This is a genomic window from Nocardiopsis alba DSM 43377 (genome assembly GCF_000341225.1).
GTDB classification, from domain to species: domain Bacteria; phylum Actinomycetota; class Actinomycetes; order Streptosporangiales; family Streptosporangiaceae; genus Nocardiopsis; species Nocardiopsis alba.
On record NZ_ANAC01000027.1, the window covers coordinates 49,189 to 73,087 of the forward strand.

A 23,899-nucleotide genomic window follows, 5' to 3' on the forward strand; every position below is an offset into this window, starting at 1 on the left:
CCGCCGCCCGGTGGCCTCCTAGCCCTGTTCGGTCGGCCCCTCGTCCTGGGGCGGCCGGTACAGGGGCAGTTGGAAGCCGATCACGGTACCGCCGCCCTCGCGGTTGCGCGCGAAGACCCGCCCTCCGTGATCGTGGGCGATCTCCCGGACCATGGAGAGCCCCAGACCCGAACCGGGCAGGCCTCGGGCGACGGTCGCCCGGAAGAAGCGTTCGAAGAGGTGGTCGATCTCGGCGGGGTCCACTCCGGGCCCCCTGTCGAGCACCTCGACCACGCCCTGACGTACCCGGATCTCGATCGGCGCGGCCCCGGCCTCGTCGAACTTGGCCGAGTTCTCCAGCGGGTTGGCGATGGCCCGTTCCAACGCCCCGGGGCGTCCCCACACGACGCTGTCGTCGGCGTCGACCAGGATCTCGCGGCCGGTGCGTCGTCGAGTACGGGTGGCGACCCGAGTGGCGACGTCGGCGAGCGCGACGGGGCTGCGCGCCTCGTCCTCATGGTTGCCGGTGGCCAGCCCGACCAGTTCGTTGACCAGGTCGGTGAGTTCCCGGGTCTCTCCCTGGAGGTCGTCGATGAGTCTCTGGCGACCGTCGGGCGAGAGTCGGTCCACCCGGCCCAGGACCTGGACGTTGGTCCGCAGGCTGGTGAGCGGTGTGCGCAGTTCGTGGGCCGCGTCCTGGACGAGGCGACGCTGTTCGTCCTTGGACCGGGCCAGTCGGGCGAGCATGGCGTTGAAGGCGCTGGTGAGCCTGCCGACCTCGTCGTGGCCGGGTTCCTCGGGGGTGCCGTTCCCTCCGTTCCCCCCGTTCCGTTCGGTGGTGACCGGGTCCAGACGGCCGGTGGAGCTCACGTACTCGGCGGCGTCGGTGAGACGCACCAGGCGGCCGGTGATGCGGTGGCCGACCAGCCAACCGACGGAGGCGGCGCACAGGGCGACGAACAGCCCCACCCACAGGATCTGGGTGGCCAGTCTGCCGATCATCTGCTCGACCGGCGAGAGGCGTTGCAGGAGTTGGATGGCGCCCCGGCCGTCCCCCAGGGAGACGGTGCCCACCCGGTACTCCTGGTCGTGGACCTGCTGTTCCCGGGTCCGCACCACCCCGGGCTCGTCGGTGCGGGCGACCTCCAGGTCCTCCGTGGTGGGGTGGAAGGAGGACAGTTCGTGCCGGTTGGCGAGCAGGCGCGCCCAGCTGCCGTCCGGGCCGAGCACCTGGGCGTCCAGGCTGCCGGGGGCCAGGAAGGCGAACCGGTTCTCCTGCACGTCCTGGCTGTCCTGGGCCGAGATGACGAGCTGGCGCGACAGGTTCCGCACGGCGGAGTCGAACTCGTTCTCGGCGTCGGCCCGGATGAGCGCGGCGGCCGTGCTGTAGGCGAGCGTCCCGACCAGGGCGATGGTGACGACCGCGACCGCCGCGAACAGGACGGCGAAGCGGGTGCCCAGCCGCCAGTCGCCCGGGGCGAACAGGACACGTCGGCCGTGGTCTCCGGAGGTCTCGCGCGGGGCGGCCACCCGGCTCACCCCTGGCGGAGCGTGTACCCGACGCCCCGCACCGTCTGGATCAGGGGGGGACCACCGTCCTCCAGCTTGCGCCTCAGGTAGCTGATGTAGACCGCCAGGTTCTTGGACTCGGGGCCGAAGTCGTAGCCCCAGATCCGGTCGTAGATGGTGGCGTGGTCCAGGACGATCCCGGCGTTGCGCATGAGCAGTTCGAGCAGGTCGAACTCGGTCTTGGACAGCTCCACCTCGCGTTCGCCACGCCAGACGCGGCGCGCCCGAGCGTCCAGCCGCAGTTCGCCCACCCGCAGCGGCGCCTCTCCGTCGAGGTCCTCGGTGATGGGGGCGGCCCGACGCAGCAGGGCCCTCAGGCGGGCGAGGAGCTCGTCGAGTTCGAAGGGTTTGGCCAGGTAGTCGTCGGCACCGGCGTCCAGCCCCGCCACCCGGTCGGGGGTCTCCACCCGGGCCGTCAACATCAGGATGGGGGTGCGATCGTGCTCGGCGCGCAGGACCCTGGCCACGCCGAGGCCGTCGACCCCGGGCATCATGACGTCCAGGACGAGGAGGTCCACGGGTTCGGCGTGGACGGCGGCCAGGGCCTGGACACCGTCCGCGACCGTGCGCACCGTGTACCCCTCCAGTTGGAGAGCGCGTTCCAGGGACTCCCTGATGGCCCGATCGTCGTCGGCGATCAGAACGGTGGCGGTGCTTTCCATGGCCCCCATGCTCTCCCACCTTGGTGAGAGAGCGGTAAGAGCGGCTTGGGAACGGCGTGTGCCCCGTGAGGTCAGACTCACGTACCGGGGTCGAAGGTACGGGTGCGGCGGAGCCCGGCGGCCCGCCCCTTCCCGGCGATCACCAGAGCCATCTTCCGAGAGGCCTCGTCGAGCATCTCCTCCCCCAGCATGACGGCGCCCCGACGGTCCACGGTGGTGGCGTGCGCGTAGGCGTCGAGGATGAGTTCGGCGTGGTCGTAGTCCTCCTGGGAGGGCGCGAAGATCTCACCGGCCGCCTCGACCTGGAGCGGGTGCAGGACCCACTTGCCGTCGAAGCCGAGCGCGGCGGTGCGACCGGCGGCCCTCCGGAAGGCGTCGACGTCGCGGATCTGGAGGTAGGGGCCGTCGATGGCCTGGAGTCCGTGGGCTCGGGCGGCCACGAGGATGCGCATGAGGACGTGGTGGTAGGCGTCGCCGGTGTCGTAGCCGGGCGGCTGTTCGCCCACGACCAGGCTCTTCATGTTGATCGAGGCCATGAAGTCGGCGGGCCCGTAGACGAGGGTCTCCATACGCGGGGAGGCGGCGGCGATCTCCTCGACCGCGGTGAGGCCTCGGGCGTCCTCGATCTGCGCCTCGATGCCGATCCGGCCGACGGGCAGGTCGACGGCGCGCTCGATCTGGGTGAGCAGGGTATCGAGCCAGTGCACGTCGCGGGCGGCGGTCACCTTGGGCAGGATCAGGGTGTCCAGGTGGGCTCCGGCGTTCTCGACCACGGTGATGACATCGCGGTAGGCCCACTCGGTGGTGATGTCGTTGACCCGCACGGAACGGACCTTGCCGTCCCATCCCCCGTCCTCGAGCGCTCTGACGACGCCGGCGCGGGCGGCCTCCTTCTCCGATGGGGCGACCGCGTCCTCCAGGTCCAGGAAGAAGGCGTCGACGTCCAATCCCCGGGCCTTCTCGACGAACCGGGGGTTGGATCCCGGTACGGCGAGCACCGACCGCCTCGACCTCGGTTCCGTCATGGTGTGTCCCCGCTCCGTCCACTGTGCGCGATCTCCGGTCCCGGATCGGGCCCGCGCCGATCATCATCGCACCGTGCGGTGCGTAGAGTGTGCCCCGGGCCCGGGGCACGCGGGACCGAGGACCATACGGGGAGTGCACATGTCCGCGACGTTCCACCCGACCAGCACCCATTGGGGCGCCTTCCAGGTGGAGGTCGAGGGCGACCGTGTGGTGGGGGTCCGTCCGAACCCGGAGGACACGGCGCCGTCCCCCGTGATGGCCAACACCCCCGCGGCCCAGCACCACCGCACCCGTGTGGCCCGGCCGGCCGTGCGTCGTCGCTGGTTGGAGCACGGTCCCGGGCCGGATCCGCGTCGCGGCGACCCCGACGACGTGTACGTGGAGGTGGAGTGGTCCACCGCCCTGGACCTGCTCGCCGCCGAGCTGGACCGTGTGCGCACCTCCCACGGCAACGAGGCGATCTACGGCGGCTCCTACGGCTGGGGCAGCGCAGGTCGGATCCATCACGCCCAGAGCCAGCTCCACCGGTTCCTCAACAGCATCGGCGGGTACACGCGTTCGCGCACCACCTACAGCCATGGCGCGCTGGAGGTGCTGTTCCCGAGACTGATCGGAACCCGGGGCGCCAATCACCTGCTGCACCGGGCCCCTTCCTGGGAACGGATCGGGGAGCACACCGAACTGCTGGTGAGCTTCGGCGGTCTGCGCCTGTCCAACACGTGGATCGCCTCCGGGGGGCGGGCCGTCCAGACGGCGGGCCCGGCCATGCGCGCCGCCGCCGAGGCCGGTGTGGAGTTCGTGTCCGTCTCTCCGCTGAGCGACGACACCCCCGAGGACCTGAAGTGCTCCTGGATCCGGACACGTCCCGGGACCGACACCGCCGTGCTGTTGGCGCTGATCCACGTGTTGTTCGACGAGGGGCTGGCCGACATCGGGTTCCTCGACCGGTACACGGTGGGCGCCGACCGGTTGCGCGCCTACGTGATGGGGGAACGGGACGAGCGAGGCGCCCCTGGCGGGGTGGAACGTTCTCCCGAATGGGCGGAGTCGGTGAGCGGGGCCCCCGCGGCCGAGCTGCGCTCCCTGGCCCGGCGGATGGCGGAGCGGCGCACCCTCGTGAACGTGGGCTGGTCGCTTCAGCGGGCCCGCTACGGCGAGCAGCCTCTGTGGGCGGGGTTGGCCCTGGCCTGCTGTCTGGGACAGGTGGGCCTGCCCGGAGGCGGTTTCGCCTCCGGCTACGGTTCCATGGGCAACTACGGCGGTGGCGCCACCCCGGTGGGGCTGCCGCGCATGCCTCAGGGGGACAACCCGGTCGACTCGTTCATTCCGGTCGCCAAGATCTCCGACATGTTGCTGGGCCCGGGCCTGTCCTACGACTACGACGGGGAGCGCCGCCGTTTCCCCGACATCCGCCTGGTGTACTGGGCGGGCGGAAACCCCTTCCATCACCACCAGGACCTGGCCCGGTTGACCAGGGCGTTCGGCCGTCCGGAGACGGTGGTGGTGCACGAGACGCATTGGACCGCCACGGCCAGGCACGCCGACATCGTGATCCCCGCGACCACGGCGCTGGAACGCGATGACATGGCCGCGAGCCAGGGAGACCTGACCCTGCGGGCGATGCCCCGCGCGGTATCGCCGCACGGGCGGGCCCGTGACGAGTACGACACCTACGCCGACCTGGCCGAGCGGCTCGGGGTCCGGGGCCGGTTCACCGAGGGGCGGACCTCCGGCGAGTGGCTGCGTCTGGCCTATGAACGGTGGCGTTCGATGTTGGCCCGCCGTGACCTCCACGTCCCCGACTTCGATGGGTTCTGGGCGCGCGGGCGGATCGAGATCCCCGGCCGGGTCGAGGACGAGGCCCTTCTGGGCGACTTCCGCGCCGACCCGGAAGGGCGACCGCTGCGCACTCCCAGCGGCCGGATCGAGCTCTATTCGGAGACGATCGCCTCGTTCGGCTACGAGGACTGCCCGGGACACCCGGTGTGGCTCCCCGGGCCCGCGGTGACCGGCCACGATGAGGGTGACGAGGCCGCGGCGGAGGAACTCCCCCTGGTACTGATCGCCAACCAACCGAAGGAACGCTTCCACGGCCAGCAGGACATGGGCGCCCACAGCGTCGCCCACAAGGTCGCGGGACGCGCGCCGTTGCGCATGTGCCCCGAGGACGCCGAGGAGGCGGGTGTGTCCGACGGGGATGTCGCGCGGGTGTGCGGGCCGAGCGGTTCCTGTCTGGCCGGTGTGGTGGTCGACGACGCCCTGCGACCGGGGATCGTCCAGCTCTCCACGGGTTCCTGGTACGACCCGTCCGGGACCGACGTGACCTGTGCGCACGGCAACCCCAACGTCTTGACCGTGGACGAGGGCACCTCCTCGCTCGGTCAGGGGTGCACGGGCCAGCTGGTGCGGGTGCGGGTGGAGCCGTACGAGGGCACCCCTCCCGAGGTGCGGGTCTTCCGTCCCCCGCTGGGGATCGCCGAGGCTCCCGCCCCGGAGCGGGAGGGGCTCAACGGGTGAGCAGTCGATCCACCCCGCGGGGCAGCAGCACCCCGACCAGACCCAGCAACGCGTAACCGACCTGGCCGGGGGCGAGCATGCCGAGGATCGCCCCGGTGTTGGCCGTGGGCGCGCGGAGGAACTCGCCCATCCGGGGGTGGGCGTGCGGCACGCCGTTGCCCATGGTGAGCAGGCCGAGCAGCGCGACCCCGACCAGGACCGTCCAGACCGTTCCGGCGGTACCGGCGCGGGCCAGCCAGTTCTGGAAGTGGTCCGCCGCCACCACCGCGTAGGCGGGACCGGCGGGTTCGACCGTCGTCCCCGACCAGAACAGGACGGCGCCGGGCAGGGCGAGCAGGAGCGTCGCCGCCACGATGACCGCCCCGGTGGCGGTGCCGGCCAACCCCAGCCTCAGGGAGAGGTCGCGGGCCCGGGTATCGAGCTCCTCCCCCGTGGGGTGACGGCGTCGGCTCCGCCCCTGTGAACGCGCCTCGCCCATGGCGTCGGCACGACGCTGTCGCAGGAAACGCAGCGTGTCGCAGAGCGCGGTGGGGCCTCGTCGGGCGGCCCGGAGCACGGTGGCGCCCTCGTGCGCGATGGCGGTCAGCGTGGTGGCCAGGGTGACCGGCAGGTCCCCCCAGAACAACGCCAGACGCCGGAACAGCGGGGCGATGTCGGCGGGCACCCGCACCCGTGTGGACACCGAACGCCCGTGCGCGCGACGCCGCATCCGGGCGAGCGGGGCCCTGCCCGGCAGCGGCGGTGTGCTCTCCGCGGCCGAGGCGATCAGACGATGGTCCATGACGACCGCGCAGATCAGGGCCAGCAGCAACAGCCACGGTGTGAGGGCCCCGCCGCCCATCATCCGGTGCAGGAAGGTGGAGACCGGGTCCAGGGCGCCGGCGGCCAGCAGCGCGTTGAAGTGGAGATGTTCCAGGTAGACCAGGGCCGAGGCCACCACCGGCAGGGCCCACAGCCCTCCGCCGTACCTGCGTCCGACGATGGCCAGTCCGAGGGCGGCACCGATCAACCCGGTGACCACGGCGTGCCCGGAGAAGACGGCGAGGACGGCGCCCTCGGTGTCGTGGATCGTGCTGCCTCCGGGCAGGAACAGGCTCTCGGAGCCCAGGGTGGGTGCCTGGATCTCGGTGAACAGCCGTTCGGCGAGCTGGAAGCCGGCACCGGACGCCGCGGCCAGCAGGAGGAAGTCCACGGCGGCCAGCCGACGCACCCGGTGGCGGGCCACCAGGAGGAGGATCGACAGCGGCGCCAGTTTGGCCAGTTCCTCCAGGGTGACGGCCACGTAGGTGTAGCCGAGCACGTGGTAGCGGTCCAGCCCCATGAGGGCGGTGATCGAGGCCTCGGCCAGGGCGACCGGCCAGACCAGGAGCGCGCCCAGCGCGACCACTCTGAGCAGGGTCGCGAAGGAGACGGTCCGGGACCGCGCCAGGAAGGCCAGCTGGAACAGCAGCACGAAGGTGAGGGCCAGCGCGGGCAGGGCGGGCCCCAGTTCGGGGACGGTCAGCGGCGCCACCAACAGCACCACGACCATGAGCCAGCCCCAGGTGCCGCGCAGTGCCCTCAGGGAGCGGACGGCCCCCGGGGAGCGCTCCCTGGCCCGTTGGGCCCGGCGGGTCAGACGTTCGTGCAGGTCCGGCCCCGGACCCCGGTTGCGCGAGTGCCGTGCCCCGGGTTCGACGCAGTGGTACTGCTGGGCGGCGGCGAGGAGTTCGGGGCGCTTGGTCCGTCGGGCCTTGGCCGCGAACTCGACGCGTACCCCGGGGATGTCCGAACCGACGATCTCACGGACGAAGTCGGCCGGACCTGCGGCCACGGTGAGTTCGTTAGCGGCGATCAGGACGGCGGCGGAGAAGTCCTCGACGCAGACCAGGAAATCGGTGGGGCCGGTCCCCCAGCCCCGGATGAGGTCGATGAGGGTGTCGGTGTCGAGGGGGACCTCGGTGACGGGGTCGTAGGAGAACTCCGCCCGGGTCCGACAGACCAGGAGCCGTTCGACGCCCATCGCCCGGCCGGCGTCGACGATCCCCTGGACCAGCCCCCGGTCCCGGGGCACCGAGAAGGGGGTCGTGACCTTGCCCCCGGCCCGCACCCAGGAGGGGGCGAACTCGGTGGGGCCGGCACAGACGCGCAGCACGAGGTCGCGCGCGAGCATCGCCTGTTCTTCCATGGACTTCCTCGTGCCGGGGGGCGGGATCACGTCGGGGCCGTCCCCGTCCGGCGATCCCGCCGGGCCGGTGCGGCCCCGAACGAGCATAACGGCGAAGGCCTCCGCCGGAACATGCGCCTCAGGGGCTTTTTCACCGTTCGTGGATGAATGTCAGGTATCGACATCCTCCCGTTCCCGCTCCGCTTCGGCCAGGGTCGGCGACTCCCGTCTCGAAGGACGTGGACCCGCCCCGAAGGCGTCCGCGCACAGTTGGAGCGTCCAGCGCACCCCCGGAAGCGAGATGGTCCATCCGACCATCGCCCACCCCAGGTGCAGATGCTCCATCGCCCTGGCCAAGGCCGCCAGACCGCTCCAACGGTCGCCGGCGGCGTTCTCGTACGTGAGCCGGTACAGCACCTCGGGATGTTCGGCGGCCGGGCGCAACCGCAACGCCGTGGGACGGCGCGAGGCCACCATGCTCCCCACTCCCCGGCACATACCGCAGTCCATCGCGACGTACAGAACGCCCTCGGCCCGCCCCTCCCACGGCCGTAGGCGCGGGATCCAGGAACGCACCCCGGACCGATAGACCTCCCAGTCGGAGCCGAAGCGCTCGCGCATACGTCCGCCCTCGTCCCAGGAGGCGAACCCCGCCCCATAGACCAGGGAGGCGGCCGTTCCCACGAACAGGACCGGATGCAGGAACACGCCCGCCACCAGGTAGAGCAGGGCCATGGAGAGCTGCATCGGGTTGCGCACGTAGGCGTAGGGGCCACTGGTGACCAGCCGCGCGGGCGGATCGTAGGGCAACGGGGTACCGCCGCCCACCACCGCGAACTCACGGGCCGCGACCACCCCGGGAAGACAGGCCAGGGCGAGGAGTTGGACGAGGACCGAGAGGGCGCCGGGGTACTCCGGCGGGGAGAGGCCGTCGGGCCCGGGAAGTAGCGCCATGATCCCCGGCGGCGCCGTGGCCAGCAGATACACCGGCAGAACCACCATGAGGACGAGGAACAGCAGGGCCTGGACACCGCCCCTGACCCCGGGCAGGAGCCCTCGACGGGTCCAGAACGCCAGCGTCAGCGCGGGGATCAGGCACACCGCCACGCCCACGACCTCACCGAGCACCCACCACGCGCCCAGGACCACCACGGGTTCGGCGAGCGGCATCAGGACCATGTCCACCCAGACCAGGAGCACGGTGACGAGGGGGATCGGCAGCAGCCGGAGCGCCAGAGCGGGCAGCGCGCCCCACAACAGCGCCCAGGCCCCCAGCAGGTCCACGGGGATCCCCTGCCAGGAGGCGCCCTCGACGTGGAAGGACCACCAGCCCGCCCGCACCGCGTACAGGTTCAACGGGACGAGTGTGCACAGTGCCCATCCGGAGGCCACGATCATCGACGCGATCTCACGCCGCCCCGGAGCCCGCCACAGGCACAGCGCCGCCACCGCGGCCACCGGCAGGAACAGCCCCAGACCCCGGACGATCAGGGCGGGGACCTCGGGGGACGGGACGGCGATCACGGCCGACCCACCCCCTCGGCGCCGGTGGATCGTTCCGCCTCGGTGGCGAAGGTCTCGGCGAGGTAGGCGGCGGCCAGGTCGGTCGTGTACCCCTGCACCGGGCCGAAGTACCAGGACGGGTCGTAGGTGCGGACGTAGTCGAACTCCCAGGCGAGCCGGGTCCGGTCGCCCTCGCGCGTCCAGGTCGCGGTGGCCCGGCGCAGGTCCATCCATCGGGCGAGGACGGTGTCGTCGACGACGTCGAAGACCACACGACCACCGTCGGTCGCCACCTCGCTCTCCACGATCTCCAGTTCCAGGGAGCGCGGGGTCGGTTCGGCGCCGATGGCCAGGGAGCGGCGCGGGGTGAAGTGGACGAGGCGGGTGTCCCCCACGGCCAGTCCCTCTCCGACCGCCTCGACCGGCTCCGGGAAGGGGACGACCCGCAGGAACGCGGCCTCGGGCCGCTCGTACTCGGGCGGAGCCGCCAACGCGGCGGCGACCCGCTCCGGCGCCGCCTCGACCAGGACCTCCCCCGCCCCGACGTTCTCCCGGGGCAGCAGAGAGAGACCTCCGACCCCTTCCAGGGTGAGCACGAACAGGACCGGCACGGCGATGAAGGAGTGCGGGCCGTACGGATCCCGACCGGACAGGGAGACGCACATCCAGGTCACCAGCGCGACCACCCCGTAGATCAGCGGCGCCGAGATGACCAGGCAGACCAGGCCTTCGCCGAGGAGCGGACCTGAGAGCAGGAGGAGGACGGTGGTGACGGCCACCGCCACCCCGACGGCGCTCTTGGGGCGGGCGAGCAGCACCACGGACAGCGCGATGACGACGGGCAGCCCGACGTAGAACAGCGCGGTCTGGTCCAGCCCTCCGTATCCGGCGATCCGCAGGAACAGCAGGGCGGGGAAGGCGACCAGGACCAACAGTCCGCACAGGGTCCAACGGGCCTTCGAGGCTCCGCGGCCCGTCTCGGGATCGGGGGCGGGGTGCTCGGGAAGGGGGTCGGGAACGTGCGCCATGAGGGCTCCTCACACTTGACCGACTGATTGAATCAACCGATTTAATCACTTGATTAAACCGTATGATGAAGGTCGAGTGAAGGGGAGGGTCATGGCCAGAGGCGGCGGTGGCGGACGCAAGAACAGCGCGGAGACCAGGGAACGCCTGCTCACGGCGGCGGGCGAGGTCCTGAGAGAAGAGGGGTACGCCGGAGCCTCGGCACGGGCCATCGCCACCCGGGCGGAGGCCAACTCGGCGCTGGTCTTCTATCACTTCGGCGGGGTCGACCAGCTGCTCCTGGCCGCCCTGGACCGCTCCAGCGCCGAACGGATGACTATGTACCGGGAGGAAGCCTCCCGAGCGCGCACCCTCGAAGAACTCGTGGAGGTCGCCACCCGCATCTACCGGACCGACCTGGAACGCGGATACATCACCGAGTTCTCCGAGCTCGTGGCCGCCGCCGTCACCAAGCCCGAACTCCGCGAGGAGATCCGACGGCGATCGGAACCCTGGATCGACTTCATCGCCGACGAGTGGGAGCGTGTGGTGGGCGGATCCCCCCTCGGCGGCCTCCTGCCGGCCCGAGAGGTCGCCTACGGCGCGCTCACCTTCTACCTGGGGGTCAACCTGTTCTCCGTCCTCGATGAGGACGCCTCCCGGACCGAGGCCGTCTTCGACCTGGCCGGAAGACTGGCGCCCCGAGCCCGCCTGCTGACGATGCGCCTGCCCCGACGCGGCGGCAGGACCAAGGAGAAGGAGAACGAATGAACGTGCACGTCGCCGAGGGGATCGAGTTCCCCTCCACCGACGACGGCGAACGCCGGGTGGTCGCCGCCGTGATCATCGACGGGCGAGGGCGGGCCTTCGCCCAACGCCGCTCGGGGACCCGCAAGATCTTCCCCCACTGCTGGGACATCGTCGGCGGCCACGTCGAAGAGGGGGAGAGCATGCTCGAAGCCCTCACCCGGGAGATCACCGAGGAGACCGGCTGGCACCTGACCGAGGTGCTCCAAGAGCTGTACCGGATCGACTGGGACCCGGGCGACGGCGTCACCCGACGCGAGGTCGACTACCTGGTCCGGGTCGAGGGGGACCTGGAACGACCGACCCTGGAGGCGGGCAAGCACACCGAGTTCATGTGGGTCGACGACTCCCGTGTCCCCCTCCTGCGCGAGGCCCGCGAGCCCGACGACTACTTCATCACCGACATCGTCCAACGCGGTCTGGACGCCGCCGCGAGGCTCGGGCTCTAGGGAGCGATCCGGACGACGGCGTTCACCCCCGTCGCGAACGCCGTCCGGCGGCACGCACCTCCCGGAGCGCGAGAGGGATCCCCTCCAACAGATCCGAAGCACTGATCGGCCCACCGTCGTGCGCCAGCGTCGCCGCGCGTCCGTGCACGTAGGCCGCGCACAGGGCCGCCTCGCGGGCCGACAGTCCGGAGGCCAGGAGCGCCCCCGCCGCACCCGAGAGCACGTCGCCCGAACCGGCCGTCGCCAACAACGGCGTCCCCGTCGGGGAGACGAACGACGGGGCGCCCGGGTGGGCGATCACCGTCGTCGACCCCTTCAGCAGCACGGTCGCCCGGTACAGGGACGCCGCCTCGACCGCGTGCTCCAGACGGCGCGCCTCGATCGCGGAACGATCGACGTCCGACAACAGCCGGGACAGCTCTCCCGCGTGCGGGGTGAGCAGCGTATCCGCCTCGCGCTCCCGCACCAGTGCGGTGAGACGCCCGTCGTTCGCCAACAGGTTGAGCGCGTCCGCGTCGAGCAGTACCGGACGGTCGCTCTCCAAAAGGGCCCGGAGCTCGTCGGCGTCGGAGGGGCGCGTCCCCCTCCCCGGCCCGACCACGACCGCCGCCACCCGCCCCGGCCCCAGATCCGTGTGGTCCAGCGGGTCCAGGGGCAGGCCGACCGTCTCGGGCCAACGGGCGATCACCCGGGCCAGCGCGTTCTCCCCCGCCCCGAAGCGGACCATCCCCACCCCGGTGCGCAGGGCGCCGCCCACGCACAGGACCGCCGCGCCCGGATAGCGGTCGGAGCCGGCGCGGACGGCGAGCACGCCTCGGCGGTACTTGTCGTCCTCGACCGATGGGGACGGCAGCATTCGGGCGATGTCCACAGCCTGTGGACGGAGCAGAGCCGCCTCGGGAAGCTCCGGAGCGAGCCCGATGTCGACGAAGTGGACACGTCCCGCCCGCTCGGCCCCCGGGTCGACGAACAGGCCGGGCTTGTACGTGCCGAAGGTGACGGTGGCGTCCGCCCGGACGGCGGCGCCCTCCACCTCTCCCGTATCGGCGTCCACCCCGCTGGGCAGATCGACCGCGATCACGAACGCCGGCGAGGCCTCCGCCAGGGCCGCGAGAGAGGCATGGGGTTCACGCAGGCCACCATGACCTCCGATACCGACCAGCCCGTCGACGATCAGGTCGGCGCCCGACAGGGCCGAACGCACCTCCTCCGACGAGGCCGCGTTCTCCTTCAGCATCCGACCGCCCGCGGCCAGCAGGGCGTCACGACCACCCCCGTGGATCCGAGAACCCGCGGACACCACCCGCACACAGGCGCCCCTGGCCGCCAGGTCCGCCCCCGCGTACAGGGCGTCCCCGCCGTTGTCCCCGCTCCCCACCAGCAGAGTGATCCGAGAGCCGTACACACGGGGAAGCGCGCGAGAGCAGTGGAACGCGAGTCCCGTGGCGGCGCGGCGCATGAGCGCGCCTTCGGGCAGACGGGCCATGAGGGTCCGTTCGGCTTCCCGGACGACGTCGACGTGATGGGCTGAGAGCACGGTCTCCTCCGAGTGGCGGGGTCTGACGTTCCATCGTCGCCCATCCGATTCGCGACGCGCCCGCATCGCCACACCGATGGTGCCGCCGGAGCCGGGAGTCCGGTCGCACCGTTCATCCGAATAGGACCTTCGACCCATAACTAAGAAACGACCTTAAAGACATATCGCCCATTGTTATGGAATCACTACGTAGAGAAGGCGCGGTTGGGAACAATGGAGGTATGCCTCGACCGAAGAAATACGTGTCCAGGTCCGATCTGGGGTGGGGTTCCTCCCCGGCCTCCCGAGCCGACCCCCGCTCCGGTCTCGTCATCCACTACGACAGCACCGACCAGGGACTGGCCGGTAAGGACCACTCCGCCTGCCTGACCTACTGGCGCAACACCCGCAACTTCCACACCGGCCCCTCCCGCGGCTGGGCCGACATCGGCTACTGCGTCGATGAGAGCACCGAGATCCTCACCGAGGACGGGTGGAAGACCTTCCACGACATCCGCGAGGGCGACCTCGTCCTCACCCTCGACCATGAGACGGGCATGTCCCGATGGCAGCCGCTCCAAGCGGTGAACGTCTTCCCCGCCATGCCACGGGAACTGATCCGGATGGAGGGCAGGGATCACTCCTCCCTGACCACCGCCCAACACCGCTGGCCCGTCGAACGCCACGCGGAGGGGGCCGGGGCCGAGCGGGCCTGGGCCACCAGTGGCACCTTGAACGGGAGAGATCGGCTCCTCCTCGCCTCTCCCTGTTCCGCACTGCCCACCGAGCCCAAGTGGGACGACGACCTCGTCGAATCGGTCGCTCGTTCCTGCTCCGGGCTTCCCGAGGCCCCGGAACACCGAACGGAGGAGCGGTGGGAGTTCTCCGAACAGGCCCCAGGAGGGGTCCCCACCTTCGCCTTCGTCTCCTCCCTCACCGCATCACAACACGCCCTGTTTCTGCGGACCGCGTGTGACGTCTCCCCCGACGGCCCCGGCACGGCGACCCTGCCCTCCCTGGCGTCCGCGGAGGCCTTCCGGCTGTCAGCGGTACTGATCGGCCGTGCGAGCGTGGTGCGCCGGACCTCTTCCGGCTACCGTCTGACCCTGACCGATCCCGACCACACGGCCCTCGCACCCGACGCCCTCACCATCGGCAGGGAGACCTATGAGGGGCGGATCTGGTGTCCGACCACCCCGGACGGGACCTGGCTGGCCCGACGCGAGGGGACGGTCTACTTCACCGGGAACTCGTTCATGGCGTGTCCGCACGGGTACGTGATCGAGGGGCGCGGGCTGTACCGCACTCAGGCCGCCCAGCCCGGCGGGAACTCCAGTCACTACTCCTGCACGCTGGCCACCGGACCGAGCGACCCCATCACCCCCGAGCAGATCAACGCGGTCCGTGTGCTGCGCGAGTGGCTGATGGAGCCCGACACCTCCATCGCGGGCACCGTGCTGGGGCACCGCGACTTCATCTCCACCTCCTGCCCCGGCGACAAGGCCTACCGGATGGTCCAGGACGGCACCTTCGCCAAAGCCCCCGACGACTCCGAAGGAGACGACGACATGCCGCAGCACCGCCGCTTCGAGAAGAGCGGGTCCCAGACCCTGGAGCCGGGCAAGTGGGCGAGCCTGGCCTTCGACAGCCGGCACGACGGCGAGACCGGCGAGTTCTACGCCGTGGTGGGCGTCGAGGAGAAGGAGGGCGCCTACTACGACGTGTCCGTCGGAGTGGTCCTCGAAGGGGTCACCCCCGGGGCCGAGGTGCAGATCCGCGCGACCGAGTACGAGCCCGACGGTGACGGCGGCTGGAAGATCGCCCGCAACCGTCCGCAGAACAGCCCCGTCCACCAGGGCGGCATGGCCCACTTCACCTACTCCTGGAAGGGGAACCTGGCCAAGGGACGGCGCGTGCGCTTCCGGATCGCCCAGTTCGGCGAATCGGACGCCCAGGTCACCTCGGCCACCACCGACGTCTTCTACTGGCCCCGTTGAACCGAACGTCGAGGCCCCGGACGATCCACCCCTTCGCCCGGGGCCTTCCCCATGTCCGGGACCGGCCATAGCGGGCATGAAGCACACAAAACCCTCAGGTCACCGGATACGCTCTGTCATCGGTCGTGTGAGTCGGTTCCTCGGCCTCCCCCTCCCCCGCTACCGAGAGACGGACAGCACCATGGCCCACCCCGGCGACCCCCAGGGCCCACACGGCCACGAACCCCCCTACGGTGGACAGCCGCCCCACGGTTCTCAACCGCCCTATGGCCAGGGGCCCGACCCCTATGGTCAGGGGCCGTACGGCACCTCTCCGCCCTACGGGCAGCAGCCGCCTCCCCCGAAGGCCGGCATGTCCACCGGGGCGAAGGTCGGCATCGGTTGCGCCGCCGCGGTCGTTCTGCTGGTCCTCTTGCTGGTCGGAGGCCTCGTGGCCACTCTGGTGACCGAGGACTCTTCCTCGCCACGGCCCGAGACGTCCTCGGCCGCCCCGGAGCCCGAAGAGCCCGAGGAGACCGACCCCGTGACCGAGGAGACGGAGGCGGCCTCCGAGGAGGACGACATCGTCATGACCGCCTCGCTCGCGGGCAACGTCGAGAACTCCATCGACGACGCGGTGTTCACCGTCGTCGACGTCACCGTGGAGAACAACGGCGACGAGAGCATCGACATCAACCCGATCTACTTCCAGGCGATCCTCGCCGACGGCACCTCCGCGAACGATTGGGGCGAGGCCCTCTTCGCCGACATCGACCACTTCAGTGTCGGTTCCCTGCCTCCGGGCGGGAGCGTCGAGGGGCAGATCTCGGTGAGCGGCGCCGACGTCGACATCGTCGAGGTGGAGTTGGGCGGGTTCTTCGGGACCCGTGAGCCCGTCAGGGTCGAGGTCGATTGATCCTTCCCCCGGGCCCCGGCGAGCGCGTGCCGCCGGGGCCCTTTCGTGTCCAGGAGTGGCCATGAGGCCGGTAAACCGCCCTTCCGGCCCTCCGCCACGGGCTACGCTCTGCGCACAGCCGCTCGACCCGCTCATCAGTCGGCATCCCCCCGCGGCACCCGCTCCGCCGCCCCCTGAGAACGAGAGACGGAGCAACACCATGCAGAGACTCGCCCTTCCCAGCACCGCCCTCCTGGCTCTTCTCGCCGCGTCCGCGTGCGGTACCGGTGGGACTCCGGCCGAGGACCGTACCGCGAACATCGCCGAGGCCGACACGGAGGCGGAGCCCGCCGACGAGGCGGAGGACTCGCCCTCCGAGGTGGAGGTGGACCTCGGCGGGACCTACGAATTCGACGACGGTCTGGTCATCGAGCTCTCCGGCGTCGAGCGGGGTGTCAGTGGCGAATGGGCCTACCCCGAGAACATGGAGCACGCGAGGTTCACCATCCAGATCCAGAACGGCACCGGCGGCGCCGTCGATCTGACGATGTTCTACCTCCAGTGCCAGTACGGCGAGGAGGGCCGGACCGGCGAGACGATCCACGACACCGATCAGGGGCTGGGCGACGGGTTCACCGGCACGGTCATGGCGGACCGGAGCGCGACCGCCGACTTCGGATGTGAGCTTCCGTCCGAGGAAAGCTACCTCCAGGTCGAGGTGAGCGTCGGCGACGAGACGGAGACCGACTGGATGCGTCCGACCGTCTACTTCGTCGGCGACGTGTAGGCCGGACCCCGGGTCGAGGGCTCCGGCGGCGCGAACGTGCCGCCGGGGCCTCCGACCGGGAGCGCTTCGCGCTCGATACCCCCTCCGGGTCTCCGCCCGTGTTCTCTACGTAACAGCAGGTCAGATCGGCCTTCCGAGGCGTTCCAGAGCACTGGTCGAGCTGTACTACAGTCTGTCGTAGTTTGTGCGGGCTCCGCCGACATGGGCGGACGCCACGAAGGACCCGAGCGGAGGCGGCGTGGTCGACTGGCTGACCATGACCATTCAGATGGTGTCGTTGGCGATGGCCGTGTGGTGCCTCGTCTCGACCTTCCGCGACCAGCCGATGCTGGTCCCCCATCTGGTCGGCATGGGGGTCCTGTGGCTCCTGGTCCTGACCCAGGTCGGCGTGCTGATCGCGGCCATGATCGGCGGGGACCGACCCGACGAGATGGTCATGGTCGTGTCCTATCTGGCGACCATCGCCCTCCTGCCTCCGGCCTGTGCCGTGTGGGGGTTCATGGAGCGCAGCAAGTGGGGGCCCGCGGTCATCGCCTTCACCTGCTTCATCCTTCCCGTCCTCCTGGTCCGGATCGAGCAGCTGTGGAGTCCCGTTGTCTGACGCAGACGTCACCGAACGCCCCGACCGCACCCTGCGCACCGGCCCGGGGCGGCTGTTGGTCGCCGTCTACGCGGTGTTCGCCCTGGCCGCGACGGCGCGTGGGAGCTACCAGCTGGCCACCCGTTTCGAAGAGGCCCCGCTGGCGTACGGGCTGTCCGTGTTCGCCGGGATCGTGTACCTGATCGCCGCGATCGGCCTGGCGCGCGCGGGCCGTACCTCGCGTCGGGTGGCACTGGTGTCGGTCTCCGTGGAGATGGCGGGCGTCCTCGTGGTGGGCGCCCTGAGCGAGCTCACCAGCGGCGTCTTCCCCGAGGACACGGTCTGGTCGCACTTCGGAAGCGGCTACATGTTCATCCCGTTGGTGCTGCCGGTCCTGGGGCTGTGGTGGATCCTCAAGGTGCATCGGGCCGACCGGGACCAGGGTTCGTTCTCGACCACGTAGCGCGCCCTCCTCACTAAGCTGTCGGCCATGTCCGATCAGACGCTGACCCTGCCCGTGGCCGTTTCGGCCGACCGGCTCCGCGAGCACCGTGACGAGGTCGTCCTCGTCGATTCCCGCTGGTACCTCGACGGCCGTTCGGGCCGGGAGGCCTATCTCGCGGGGCACATCCCCGGAGCCGTGTACATCGACGTGGACACCGATCTCGCCGCGCCCGCCTCTCCTGAGGAGGGACGGCACCCCCTGCCCGATCCGGCCGACTTCGCCCGAACCCTGGGGCGCCTGGGGATCGGCGACGACTCCTCCGTGGTGGTCTACGACGACGCCGGTGGCTCCGTGGCCGCCCGTCTGGTGTGGATGCTGCGCACCCTGGGCACGCCCGCCGCCTTCCTCGACGGCGGCCTCCAGACCTGGACCGGGGAATGGGAGGAGGGGGACGTCTCCGTGGATCCCGTCCACCGTTCCACCGTCCCCTGGCCCGCCGACCGTCTCGTCGACACCGAGACCCTGCGCGAGGACCTCGGCTCCTCGGAACGTCTGTTGTTGGACGCCCGGGTGTACGGTCGTTTCACCGGCGCCGAACCGGCCCCCGTGGACGCCCGGGCCGGACACATCCCCGGGGCCCGTAGCGCCGAGTGGCCCGCCAATCTCGACGCCGAGGGCCTGTTGGCCTCCCCCGAGACCCTGCGTGAACGTTTCGTCTCCCTGGGCGCCGACTCCGCGCGCACCGTGGTCGCCTACTGCGGCTCCGGCGTCACGGCCTGTCACGACCTTCTGGCCTTGGAACACGCCGGGTTCACCGACGTCCGTCTCTATCCGGGATCGTGGAGTCGTTGGGGCGGGGACGAGGAGCTTCCTCTGGAGACCGGCGATCCTCAGGCCTGACCTGGGCTTATCCGCTCACGACGGCCCTTCGTCTCGGGGTCCGCGCTCGCCGCGCGGGCCCCGTCCGCGTTCCCGCCTCCCTCCTTTCAGGGGGGAACGGGGGGTCGGAGGTCCGACGAAACCGTCGATATTGACAGAATGAACCGATAAACAACCGATGGGCCACACGAAAAGTTCCCCCTCGGGTTCATCTCCTGGCCTGTTCCGGCCTCTTCTGGAACCAGAACCCCTGTCTTCGCGTCAAAGCGGGCAGTAGGGTCACCCGCCCCGGGAACAAAAAACGTGCTTCTCCGCGAAACGAGGAACTCTGGTGATCGAACTCCTACTCCTACTGATTCTCATCGTCGGAATCGTGATCGGAGTCCTGATCTACACGCAGCGCTCGCGCTCACAGAAGCAGGACACCCCTCCCCCGCCGCCGCAGGACCCCTTCGCCGCCTCCTCCACCACCGACACCGCCGGTGACCCGAGAGCTCTCAAGGCGGGCGACATGATCGACTGGGGTACCGAACGCACCTGGGTCCGGGGCACCCTGCGTCTGTCCGAGGGCGGCTATGTCTGGTCCGAGCACTTCCTGGAGGTCGAGGGCGGCAAGCGCTGGATCTCGGTCGAGGAGGACCCCGACATCGAGCTGGCCCTGTGGACGGGACGCCCCGACCTGACCATGGTCCCCCAGGGCAAGAGCATCGAGCTCGAAGGTGTCACCTACAAGCTGGAGGAGAAGGGTTCCGGCTCCTACCGCTCCGAGGGCACCACCGGTCTCAAGGCCCAGGGCGGCATGGACTACGCGGACTACGAGTCCGACGACGGGAAGCTGCTCTCCTTCGAGCGCTTCGACCACGGCAACTGGGAGGTCAGCACCGGGACCAAGATCGCGGCCGGAACCTTCACGATCTTCCCCGGGAGCTGATCTCCCATGCGCGCGAGCATCAGCGCTCCCTTCATCGACACCAAGGCCGATGACCTGATCTGGTCCCTGGAGCATCCGTTGATCGACCCCCTGGCCACCCGCGTCGTCGAGGTGGCGGGGTCCAGGGTCGAACTCCGGGTGCTCGGGGCCTCGCACCAGGTCCTCCTCGGGTCGGACGAGGGGACTCTGGTGGAGACCGTCGCCTGTCTGCCGGGGTTCCCCGGCCGGCTGCCCGACAACGCCGAGCACCCCCTGCCTGGGGTGGGCGACTATCGCTTCGCCTCGGTCGTCGAGTCTCTGTCTCGCGCGGAACTGGCCCATCGGGTGGAGGAGGTCCATGCCGGGACCGCCGACTCCCCCGGTGGGCTCCTCGTCGCCTTCCCCGGTGATCCCCTCGCGATCACCGCGCTGCACCTGACCACCGGCAGCGGGGCGTCCCTGCGCTGGCGTACCTGGCACGCCTATCCGCAGAGCGGCGAACTGGTGACGACGACCACGACCCTGACCCCCTGAAGGAGGCCGACATGGCCAAGACCCGGATCCACGGGGCCCGCACCCCGAGACAGAAGTTCGCCGCGGTCGGCGGGGCCGCGGCCCTGCTGATCATGCTCTCCGCCTGTTCCGGCGGGGGCGGCAACAGCGCCGACTGTCAGCCGAGCGAACGGCCCAGTGACAGGGCCACGACCAGCGCGACCGGCACCACCGGAGCGAGCGGCCAGAACACCACGTCCGACCTGCGCAACAGTCCGAGCCCGAGCGCCTCGCCGACCGATGACTGCAACGGGCGCAGCGGTAGTGGAAGCAGTGGCGGCGGAGGAGGAGGTTTCTTCTTCTTCGGCGGCGGAGGCGGGGGCGGCAACAACTCCAACAGCGGAGGAAGCGGCAGCGACACCCGCGGTGGCGGCTCCGGCTTCGGTAAATAACCCGAGATCAGGCCAGTAGTCTTCCGTGTCGGGGGGACCTGCGCGTCCCCCCGACGCCTGCACCCCCGACACGGACAAGGCCATGGACGAGATTCTCACCAGTTCCCTCTACGCCCTGGGTTACGGCGTGGTCGGCACGATCATCATGCTGCTCGGCTACCTGATCACCGACCTGCTGACGCCCGGCAAACTCCACACGTTGATCTGGGAGGACCGGAACAGGAACGCCATCCTGCTGGTCTCCGCCAACACCTTCGGATCGGCGATCGTGGTCGTCTCGGCGATCCTGTCCAGCTACTCCGAGCTCGGACTGGTGCCGGGGCTGATCTCGGCGGCCGTCTTCGGGCTCATCGGCCTGGTCGTGATGGCGCTGTCCTTCCTCCTGATCGACCTGCTCACGCCGGCCAAGGTGAGCCACATCATCTCCTCCGCCGAGTGGCACCCGGCGACGTGGGTCAACGCGACCGCGCACGTCTCCATCGCCCTGGTGGTGGCCGCCGCCATCTCCTGATCCGTGTTCGCTCCGATCCCGCGCTCCGCACACCCGTCACCCGTTCACGACGGGCGCCCACGGCACCGCGCCCTCCCGACGCCCACCACCGGTGCCCCTCGAAGAACGTCCACGGCAGGGCCCTGATCGACGCTCGGGGGTCGAGGTCATGACAGGAACCTCGGCCCCCGTACCCGTGCCCCTTCTCGAGAAAGCAGTACCGTGACCGAGACCCCGGCCCCAGCGAGAACGAGACTTCCGGTGCCGCCGCGCGCGGCCCGGTTCTTCGTACTGCTCGCGGTGTTCATCTGTGCCGCCTGCGGACTGGTGTACGAGTTGGCGCTCGTCGCCATCGGCAGTTACCTGCTCGGCGACACCATCACCCAGGCCTCCGTGGTGCTGTCGGTGATGGTGTTCGCCATGGGTGTGGGTTCGCTGTTGTCCAAGCGCTACCAGAGTCGCCCGGCATTGTCGTTCGCGGTGGTCGAGGGGCTGCTCTCGCTGGTCGGCGGCCTGTCGATCCTCCTGTTGTACGGGTCCTTCGCCTGGTTGTCCGCGTCGGCCTACCAGCCCACGCTGGTGTTGTTGGCGTTCATCATCGGCACGCTGATCGGTATCGAGATCCCGCTGCTGATGACCCTGATCCAGCGCATCCGCAAACAGGAGGCCTCCGAGGCGGTGGCGGACCTGTTCGCCGCCGACTATGTGGGCGGACTCATCGGTGGTCTGGCCTTCCCGTTCCTGTTGCTCCCGCTGTTGGGGCTGCCCAAGGGCGCCCTCATGGTGGGTGTGCTGAACGCGGTGGTCGGTGTGGCGATCGTGTTGTGGCTCTTCCGTTCCGAGCTCACCCGGGTCGCCTACGTGGGGCTGGCCCTGGGGCTCGTCGCCATCGTGACGGTCCTGAGCCTGGCGTACTACTACGCCGAACGCTTCGAAGTGGACGCCCGACAGGCCATGTACCGGGACCCGATCGTCTACGCGGATCGGAGCGAGTACCAGGAGATCGTGGTCACCCAGTCGTTGGACGGTGTGGATACGCGCATGTTCCTCAACGGCGACCTACAGTTCTCCACGCTGGACGAGTACCGGTACCACGAGTCGCTCATCCACCCGGCGATGGCGGGCGCGCACGAGAACGTGCTCGTGTTGGGCGGCGGTGACGGACTGGCCCTGCGCGAGATCCTGCGTTACGAGGACGTCGAGAAGGCGACCCTGGTCGACCTGGACCCGGCCGTGATCGAGCTGGCGAGCACCGATCCGGTGATCCGCGAGCTGAACGACGACTCCTTCGAGGATCCGCGCGTGGAGGTGATCAACACCGACGCCTTCCAATGGCTGCGCGACAACACCGACCGTTACGACGTGGTCATCGCCGACCTGCCCGACGGCACCGACGTGGGCACCTCGAAGCTGTACACGGTGGAGTTCTACTCCCTCATCGCGCAGGCGATGGAGGGCGACAGCCGCTTGGTCGTCCAGGCCGGATCGCCGTTCTTCGCCCCCGACGCCTACTGGAGCGTGGAGCGCTCCTTGGAGGAGGCCGGGTTCGGGAGCACCCCCTACAACGTGGACGTCCCCACCTTCGGCAACTGGGGCTTCTATCTGAGCACCCTCGGGCAGGCCCCCGAACTTCGTCTGGCGGAGGACGTCCCCGACCTGCGCTTCCTGGACGAGCCGCTACTGGCGGCCTCTCAGGTGTTCCCGGCCGACCGCCGTGAGAGCGACGTGGAGGAGTCCACTCTGATGCACCCCCGGGTCATCGGCTACCACCAGGACCGGCAGGCCTGGCGGGGCTACTGACCTCGATCCCCCGAACGACGGATCGGCGCCCGTACCGAGGAGGTACGGGCGCCGATCGTGATGAGGCACCGCGCGACCTGACGATCTCGGGCCGGTGGGCGGCCACGCGGTGTTCCGGGGAGGGGTGACGGCCGCGGAAGGGGGCCGGGCCGTCTCGGGAGGGCTCCCTCTCGCTCCAGGACCATCCTGCGGTCCCCCGCCGAGGACGGCCCGACGCCACGCCGCCCTCCTCGTCCCGCTTGGCAACCCTTGACACAGTCTTGCCGATCCGCACTGGAAAGGGAGGCTTTCGAACCCCTCGCGCACGGACGTCCTGTTCCGCGCGTTCGAGCGCCCGCCGTCCCGTACGACCTCACCTCTCTCGACGTTCGGCGTGCTCCACCGCGGCCAGGGCGGTGACCGCGCCCAGTTCCCAACAGGCCTCCCGTGCCTCCGCCCCGGGGCGACCGACGACGGTCACCGGGGGCCGATGCCGTTCCCAGCCCATCCCCTCGGCGATGGTCTCCACCGAACGCACCGCGCCCGAGGTGTCGTTGTCACCGTGGACGTAGAGTGTGTAGGGCATCCCTCGATGGTCGACCTGGACCGTGTAGTACACCGTGTCGAAGAAGTGTTTGAGGGCTCCGGACATGTAGCCGATGTTCGCGGGCGTTCCGAGCACCACCGCGTCCGCCTCCAGCAGGTCGGTGGGGGTGGCGGCCAGAGCGGCCTTCACCTGCGTTCGCACCCCTTCGATATCGTCGTTTCGGGCACCGTCCAGGACCGCGTCCAGAAGTTCGGCGGTCGCGGGCGAGACCGTGTGGTGAACGATGAGAAGTCGTGCCATGCACCCACAGTAGGCAGTCGTTCCTCTCGGAACCGATCCGGCTCGGGTCGCGTCTCAACAGTGGCGTACGACCTCACGTTCTGGAGGTCCTCCGACACGAGTCCCCCTCCGTTCGACAGCAACCTTGGAAGAAAGCCAGGCACCTCCATGAGTCAGCCTCCCTACAACGGACCCCACCAGGGACCGCC

General features: G+C 70.1%; 22 protein-coding genes. 14 read left to right on the forward strand and 8 right to left on the reverse strand.

Annotated elements, in window-relative coordinates; all coding sequences use genetic code 11:
* Window positions 1-18: 18 nt before the first annotated feature.
* From D451_RS0123555 to D451_RS0123565, 3 genes are all read right to left on the reverse strand, one after another.
* Window positions 19-1,509, reverse strand: a complete 1,491-nt coding sequence (locus D451_RS0123555) for a sensor histidine kinase (RefSeq protein ID WP_017536217.1) — start codon at window positions 1,507-1,509, stop codon at window positions 19-21.
* Between the two features lie 5 nt (window positions 1,510-1,514).
* A complete protein-coding gene (locus tag D451_RS0123560) occupies window positions 1,515-2,210 on the reverse strand; it encodes a response regulator transcription factor (RefSeq protein ID WP_017536218.1) in 696 nt (231 codons plus the stop codon).
* Window positions 2,211-2,287: 77 nt separating this feature from the next.
* Window positions 2,288-3,235: an HpcH/HpaI aldolase/citrate lyase family protein gene (locus D451_RS0123565; RefSeq protein WP_026125312.1), complete on the reverse strand. Its 948-nt coding sequence runs from the start codon at window positions 3,233-3,235 to the stop codon at window positions 2,288-2,290.
* Between the two features lie 139 nt (window positions 3,236-3,374).
* On the opposite strand from D451_RS0123565, the gene D451_RS0123570 reads away from it, so the two are divergent.
* Window positions 3,375-5,753 (forward strand): molybdopterin-dependent oxidoreductase, encoded by a 2,379-nt coding sequence (locus tag D451_RS0123570; RefSeq protein ID WP_193789631.1) that lies wholly within the window; start codon window positions 3,375-3,377, stop codon window positions 5,751-5,753.
* Here the strand turns inward: D451_RS0123570 and D451_RS0123575 are convergent.
* The 3 genes from D451_RS0123575 to D451_RS0123585 all read right to left on the reverse strand — a co-directional run bounded on the left by D451_RS0123575 (window position 5,743) and on the right by D451_RS0123585 (window position 10,430).
* Window positions 5,743-7,920, reverse strand: a complete 2,178-nt coding sequence (locus D451_RS0123575; RefSeq protein ID WP_026125313.1) for a PrsW family glutamic-type intramembrane protease — start codon at window positions 7,918-7,920, stop codon at window positions 5,743-5,745. The two genes, D451_RS0123570 and D451_RS0123575, sit on opposite strands and share 11 nt — an antisense overlap.
* Before the next feature lie 150 nt (window positions 7,921-8,070).
* Complete coding sequence (locus tag D451_RS0123580) at window positions 8,071-9,423, reverse strand: isoprenylcysteine carboxylmethyltransferase family protein (RefSeq protein ID WP_017536222.1); 1,353 nt, start codon at window positions 9,421-9,423, stop codon at window positions 8,071-8,073.
* Window positions 9,420-10,430: a hypothetical protein gene (locus D451_RS0123585; protein ID WP_017536223.1), complete on the reverse strand. Its 1,011-nt coding sequence runs from the start codon at window positions 10,428-10,430 to the stop codon at window positions 9,420-9,422. Before D451_RS0123585 ends, D451_RS0123580 begins: the two co-directional genes overlap by 4 nt.
* Window positions 10,431-10,521: 91 nt before the next feature.
* Between D451_RS0123585 and D451_RS0123590 the strand changes: the two genes are divergently transcribed.
* Window positions 10,522-11,178 carry a TetR/AcrR family transcriptional regulator gene (locus tag D451_RS0123590; protein WP_026125314.1) on the forward strand — a complete coding sequence of 219 codons (657 nt, stop codon included), beginning with the start codon at window positions 10,522-10,524 and terminating at the stop codon, window positions 11,176-11,178.
* Window positions 11,175-11,663 (forward strand): NUDIX hydrolase, encoded by a 489-nt coding sequence (locus D451_RS0123595; RefSeq protein ID WP_014913175.1) that lies wholly within the window; start codon window positions 11,175-11,177, stop codon window positions 11,661-11,663. The genes D451_RS0123590 and D451_RS0123595 overlap by 4 nt, the downstream gene beginning before the upstream one ends.
* Before the next feature lie 22 nt (window positions 11,664-11,685).
* On the opposite strand, the gene D451_RS0123600 is transcribed toward D451_RS0123595, so the two are convergent.
* Window positions 11,686-13,200, reverse strand: a complete 1,515-nt coding sequence (locus D451_RS0123600) for a bifunctional ADP-dependent NAD(P)H-hydrate dehydratase/NAD(P)H-hydrate epimerase (protein ID WP_026125315.1) — start codon at window positions 13,198-13,200, stop codon at window positions 11,686-11,688.
* Window positions 13,201-13,442: 242 nt separating this feature from the next.
* Here D451_RS0123600 and D451_RS0123605 point away from each other — a divergent pair, with 242 nt between their 5' ends.
* From D451_RS0123605 to D451_RS0123655, 11 genes are all read left to right on the forward strand, one after another.
* A complete protein-coding gene (locus D451_RS0123605) occupies window positions 13,443-15,176 on the forward strand; it encodes an N-acetylmuramoyl-L-alanine amidase (RefSeq protein WP_017536226.1) in 1,734 nt (577 codons plus the stop codon).
* Window positions 15,177-15,303: 127 nt separating this feature from the next.
* Window positions 15,304-16,071, forward strand: coding sequence for a DUF4352 domain-containing protein (locus D451_RS0123610; protein ID WP_241463374.1), 768 nt, complete (start codon window positions 15,304-15,306; stop codon window positions 16,069-16,071).
* 199 nt (window positions 16,072-16,270) lie between these two features.
* Window positions 16,271-16,837: a hypothetical protein gene (locus D451_RS0123615; RefSeq protein ID WP_017536228.1), complete on the forward strand. Its 567-nt coding sequence runs from the start codon at window positions 16,271-16,273 to the stop codon at window positions 16,835-16,837.
* A gap of 238 nt (window positions 16,838-17,075) precedes the next feature.
* Window positions 17,076-17,438: a hypothetical protein gene (locus D451_RS0123620; protein ID WP_014913268.1), complete on the forward strand. Its 363-nt coding sequence runs from the start codon at window positions 17,076-17,078 to the stop codon at window positions 17,436-17,438.
* Complete coding sequence (locus D451_RS0123625; protein WP_017536229.1) at window positions 17,431-17,880, forward strand: hypothetical protein; 450 nt, start codon at window positions 17,431-17,433, stop codon at window positions 17,878-17,880. The genes D451_RS0123620 and D451_RS0123625 overlap by 8 nt, the downstream gene beginning before the upstream one ends.
* A gap of 27 nt (window positions 17,881-17,907) precedes the next feature.
* Window positions 17,908-18,762, forward strand: coding sequence for a sulfurtransferase (locus tag D451_RS0123630; RefSeq protein WP_017536230.1), 855 nt, complete (start codon window positions 17,908-17,910; stop codon window positions 18,760-18,762).
* A gap of 310 nt (window positions 18,763-19,072) precedes the next feature.
* The gene (locus D451_RS0123635) at window positions 19,073-19,672 is read left to right on the forward strand and encodes a DUF4178 domain-containing protein (protein ID WP_014913547.1); all 600 of its coding nucleotides are present in this window, start codon (window positions 19,073-19,075) and stop codon (window positions 19,670-19,672) included.
* A 6-nt stretch (window positions 19,673-19,678) separates the two neighbouring features.
* The gene (locus D451_RS0123640; RefSeq protein ID WP_014912824.1) at window positions 19,679-20,185 is read left to right on the forward strand and encodes a DUF2617 family protein; all 507 of its coding nucleotides are present in this window, start codon (window positions 19,679-19,681) and stop codon (window positions 20,183-20,185) included.
* Between the two features lie 11 nt (window positions 20,186-20,196).
* Window positions 20,197-20,595, forward strand: coding sequence for a hypothetical protein (locus tag D451_RS0123645; RefSeq protein ID WP_017536231.1), 399 nt, complete (start codon window positions 20,197-20,199; stop codon window positions 20,593-20,595).
* 82 nt (window positions 20,596-20,677) lie between these two features.
* Window positions 20,678-21,106: a DUF350 domain-containing protein gene (locus D451_RS0123650; RefSeq protein WP_014908387.1), complete on the forward strand. Its 429-nt coding sequence runs from the start codon at window positions 20,678-20,680 to the stop codon at window positions 21,104-21,106.
* Window positions 21,107-21,307: 201 nt separating this feature from the next.
* Complete coding sequence (locus D451_RS0123655) at window positions 21,308-22,885, forward strand: polyamine aminopropyltransferase (protein WP_017536232.1); 1,578 nt, start codon at window positions 21,308-21,310, stop codon at window positions 22,883-22,885.
* 352 nt (window positions 22,886-23,237) lie between these two features.
* Here D451_RS0123655 and D451_RS0123660 read toward each other — a convergent pair whose 3' ends face one another.
* A complete protein-coding gene (locus D451_RS0123660; protein ID WP_014912391.1) occupies window positions 23,238-23,711 on the reverse strand; it encodes a flavodoxin family protein in 474 nt (157 codons plus the stop codon).
* Window positions 23,712-23,899 lie beyond the last annotated feature (188 nt).

What these genes read in the sequence shown, in the direction of transcription:
- D451_RS0123595 (WP_014913175.1), top strand. Translation starts at nt 11,175, where the DNA reads ATGAACGTGCACGTCGCCGAGGGGATCGAGTTCCCCTCCACCGACGAC.
- D451_RS0123560 (WP_017536218.1), bottom strand. Translation starts at nt 2,210, where the DNA reads ATGGAAAGCACCGCCACCGTTCTGATCGCCGACGACGATCGGGCCATC.
- D451_RS0123615 (WP_017536228.1), top strand. Translation starts at nt 16,271, where the DNA reads ATGCAGAGACTCGCCCTTCCCAGCACCGCCCTCCTGGCTCTTCTCGCC.
- D451_RS0123650 (WP_014908387.1), top strand. Translation starts at nt 20,678, where the DNA reads ATGGACGAGATTCTCACCAGTTCCCTCTACGCCCTGGGTTACGGCGTG.
- D451_RS0123660 (WP_014912391.1), bottom strand. Translation starts at nt 23,711, where the DNA reads ATGGCACGACTTCTCATCGTTCACCACACGGTCTCGCCCGCGACCGCC.
- D451_RS0123565 (WP_026125312.1), bottom strand. Translation starts at nt 3,235, where the DNA reads ATGACGGAACCGAGGTCGAGGCGGTCGGTGCTCGCCGTACCGGGATCC.
- D451_RS0123575 (WP_026125313.1), bottom strand. Translation starts at nt 7,920, where the DNA reads ATGGAAGAACAGGCGATGCTCGCGCGCGACCTCGTGCTGCGCGTCTGT.
- D451_RS0123585 (WP_017536223.1), bottom strand. Translation starts at nt 10,430, where the DNA reads ATGGCGCACGTTCCCGACCCCCTTCCCGAGCACCCCGCCCCCGATCCC.
- D451_RS0123630 (WP_017536230.1), top strand. Translation starts at nt 17,908, where the DNA reads ATGTCCGATCAGACGCTGACCCTGCCCGTGGCCGTTTCGGCCGACCGG.
- D451_RS0123570 (WP_193789631.1), top strand. Translation starts at nt 3,375, where the DNA reads ATGTCCGCGACGTTCCACCCGACCAGCACCCATTGGGGCGCCTTCCAG.
- D451_RS0123590 (WP_026125314.1), top strand. Translation starts at nt 10,522, where the DNA reads ATGGCCAGAGGCGGCGGTGGCGGACGCAAGAACAGCGCGGAGACCAGG.
- D451_RS0123645 (WP_017536231.1), top strand. Translation starts at nt 20,197, where the DNA reads ATGGCCAAGACCCGGATCCACGGGGCCCGCACCCCGAGACAGAAGTTC.
- D451_RS0123640 (WP_014912824.1), top strand. Translation starts at nt 19,679, where the DNA reads ATGCGCGCGAGCATCAGCGCTCCCTTCATCGACACCAAGGCCGATGAC.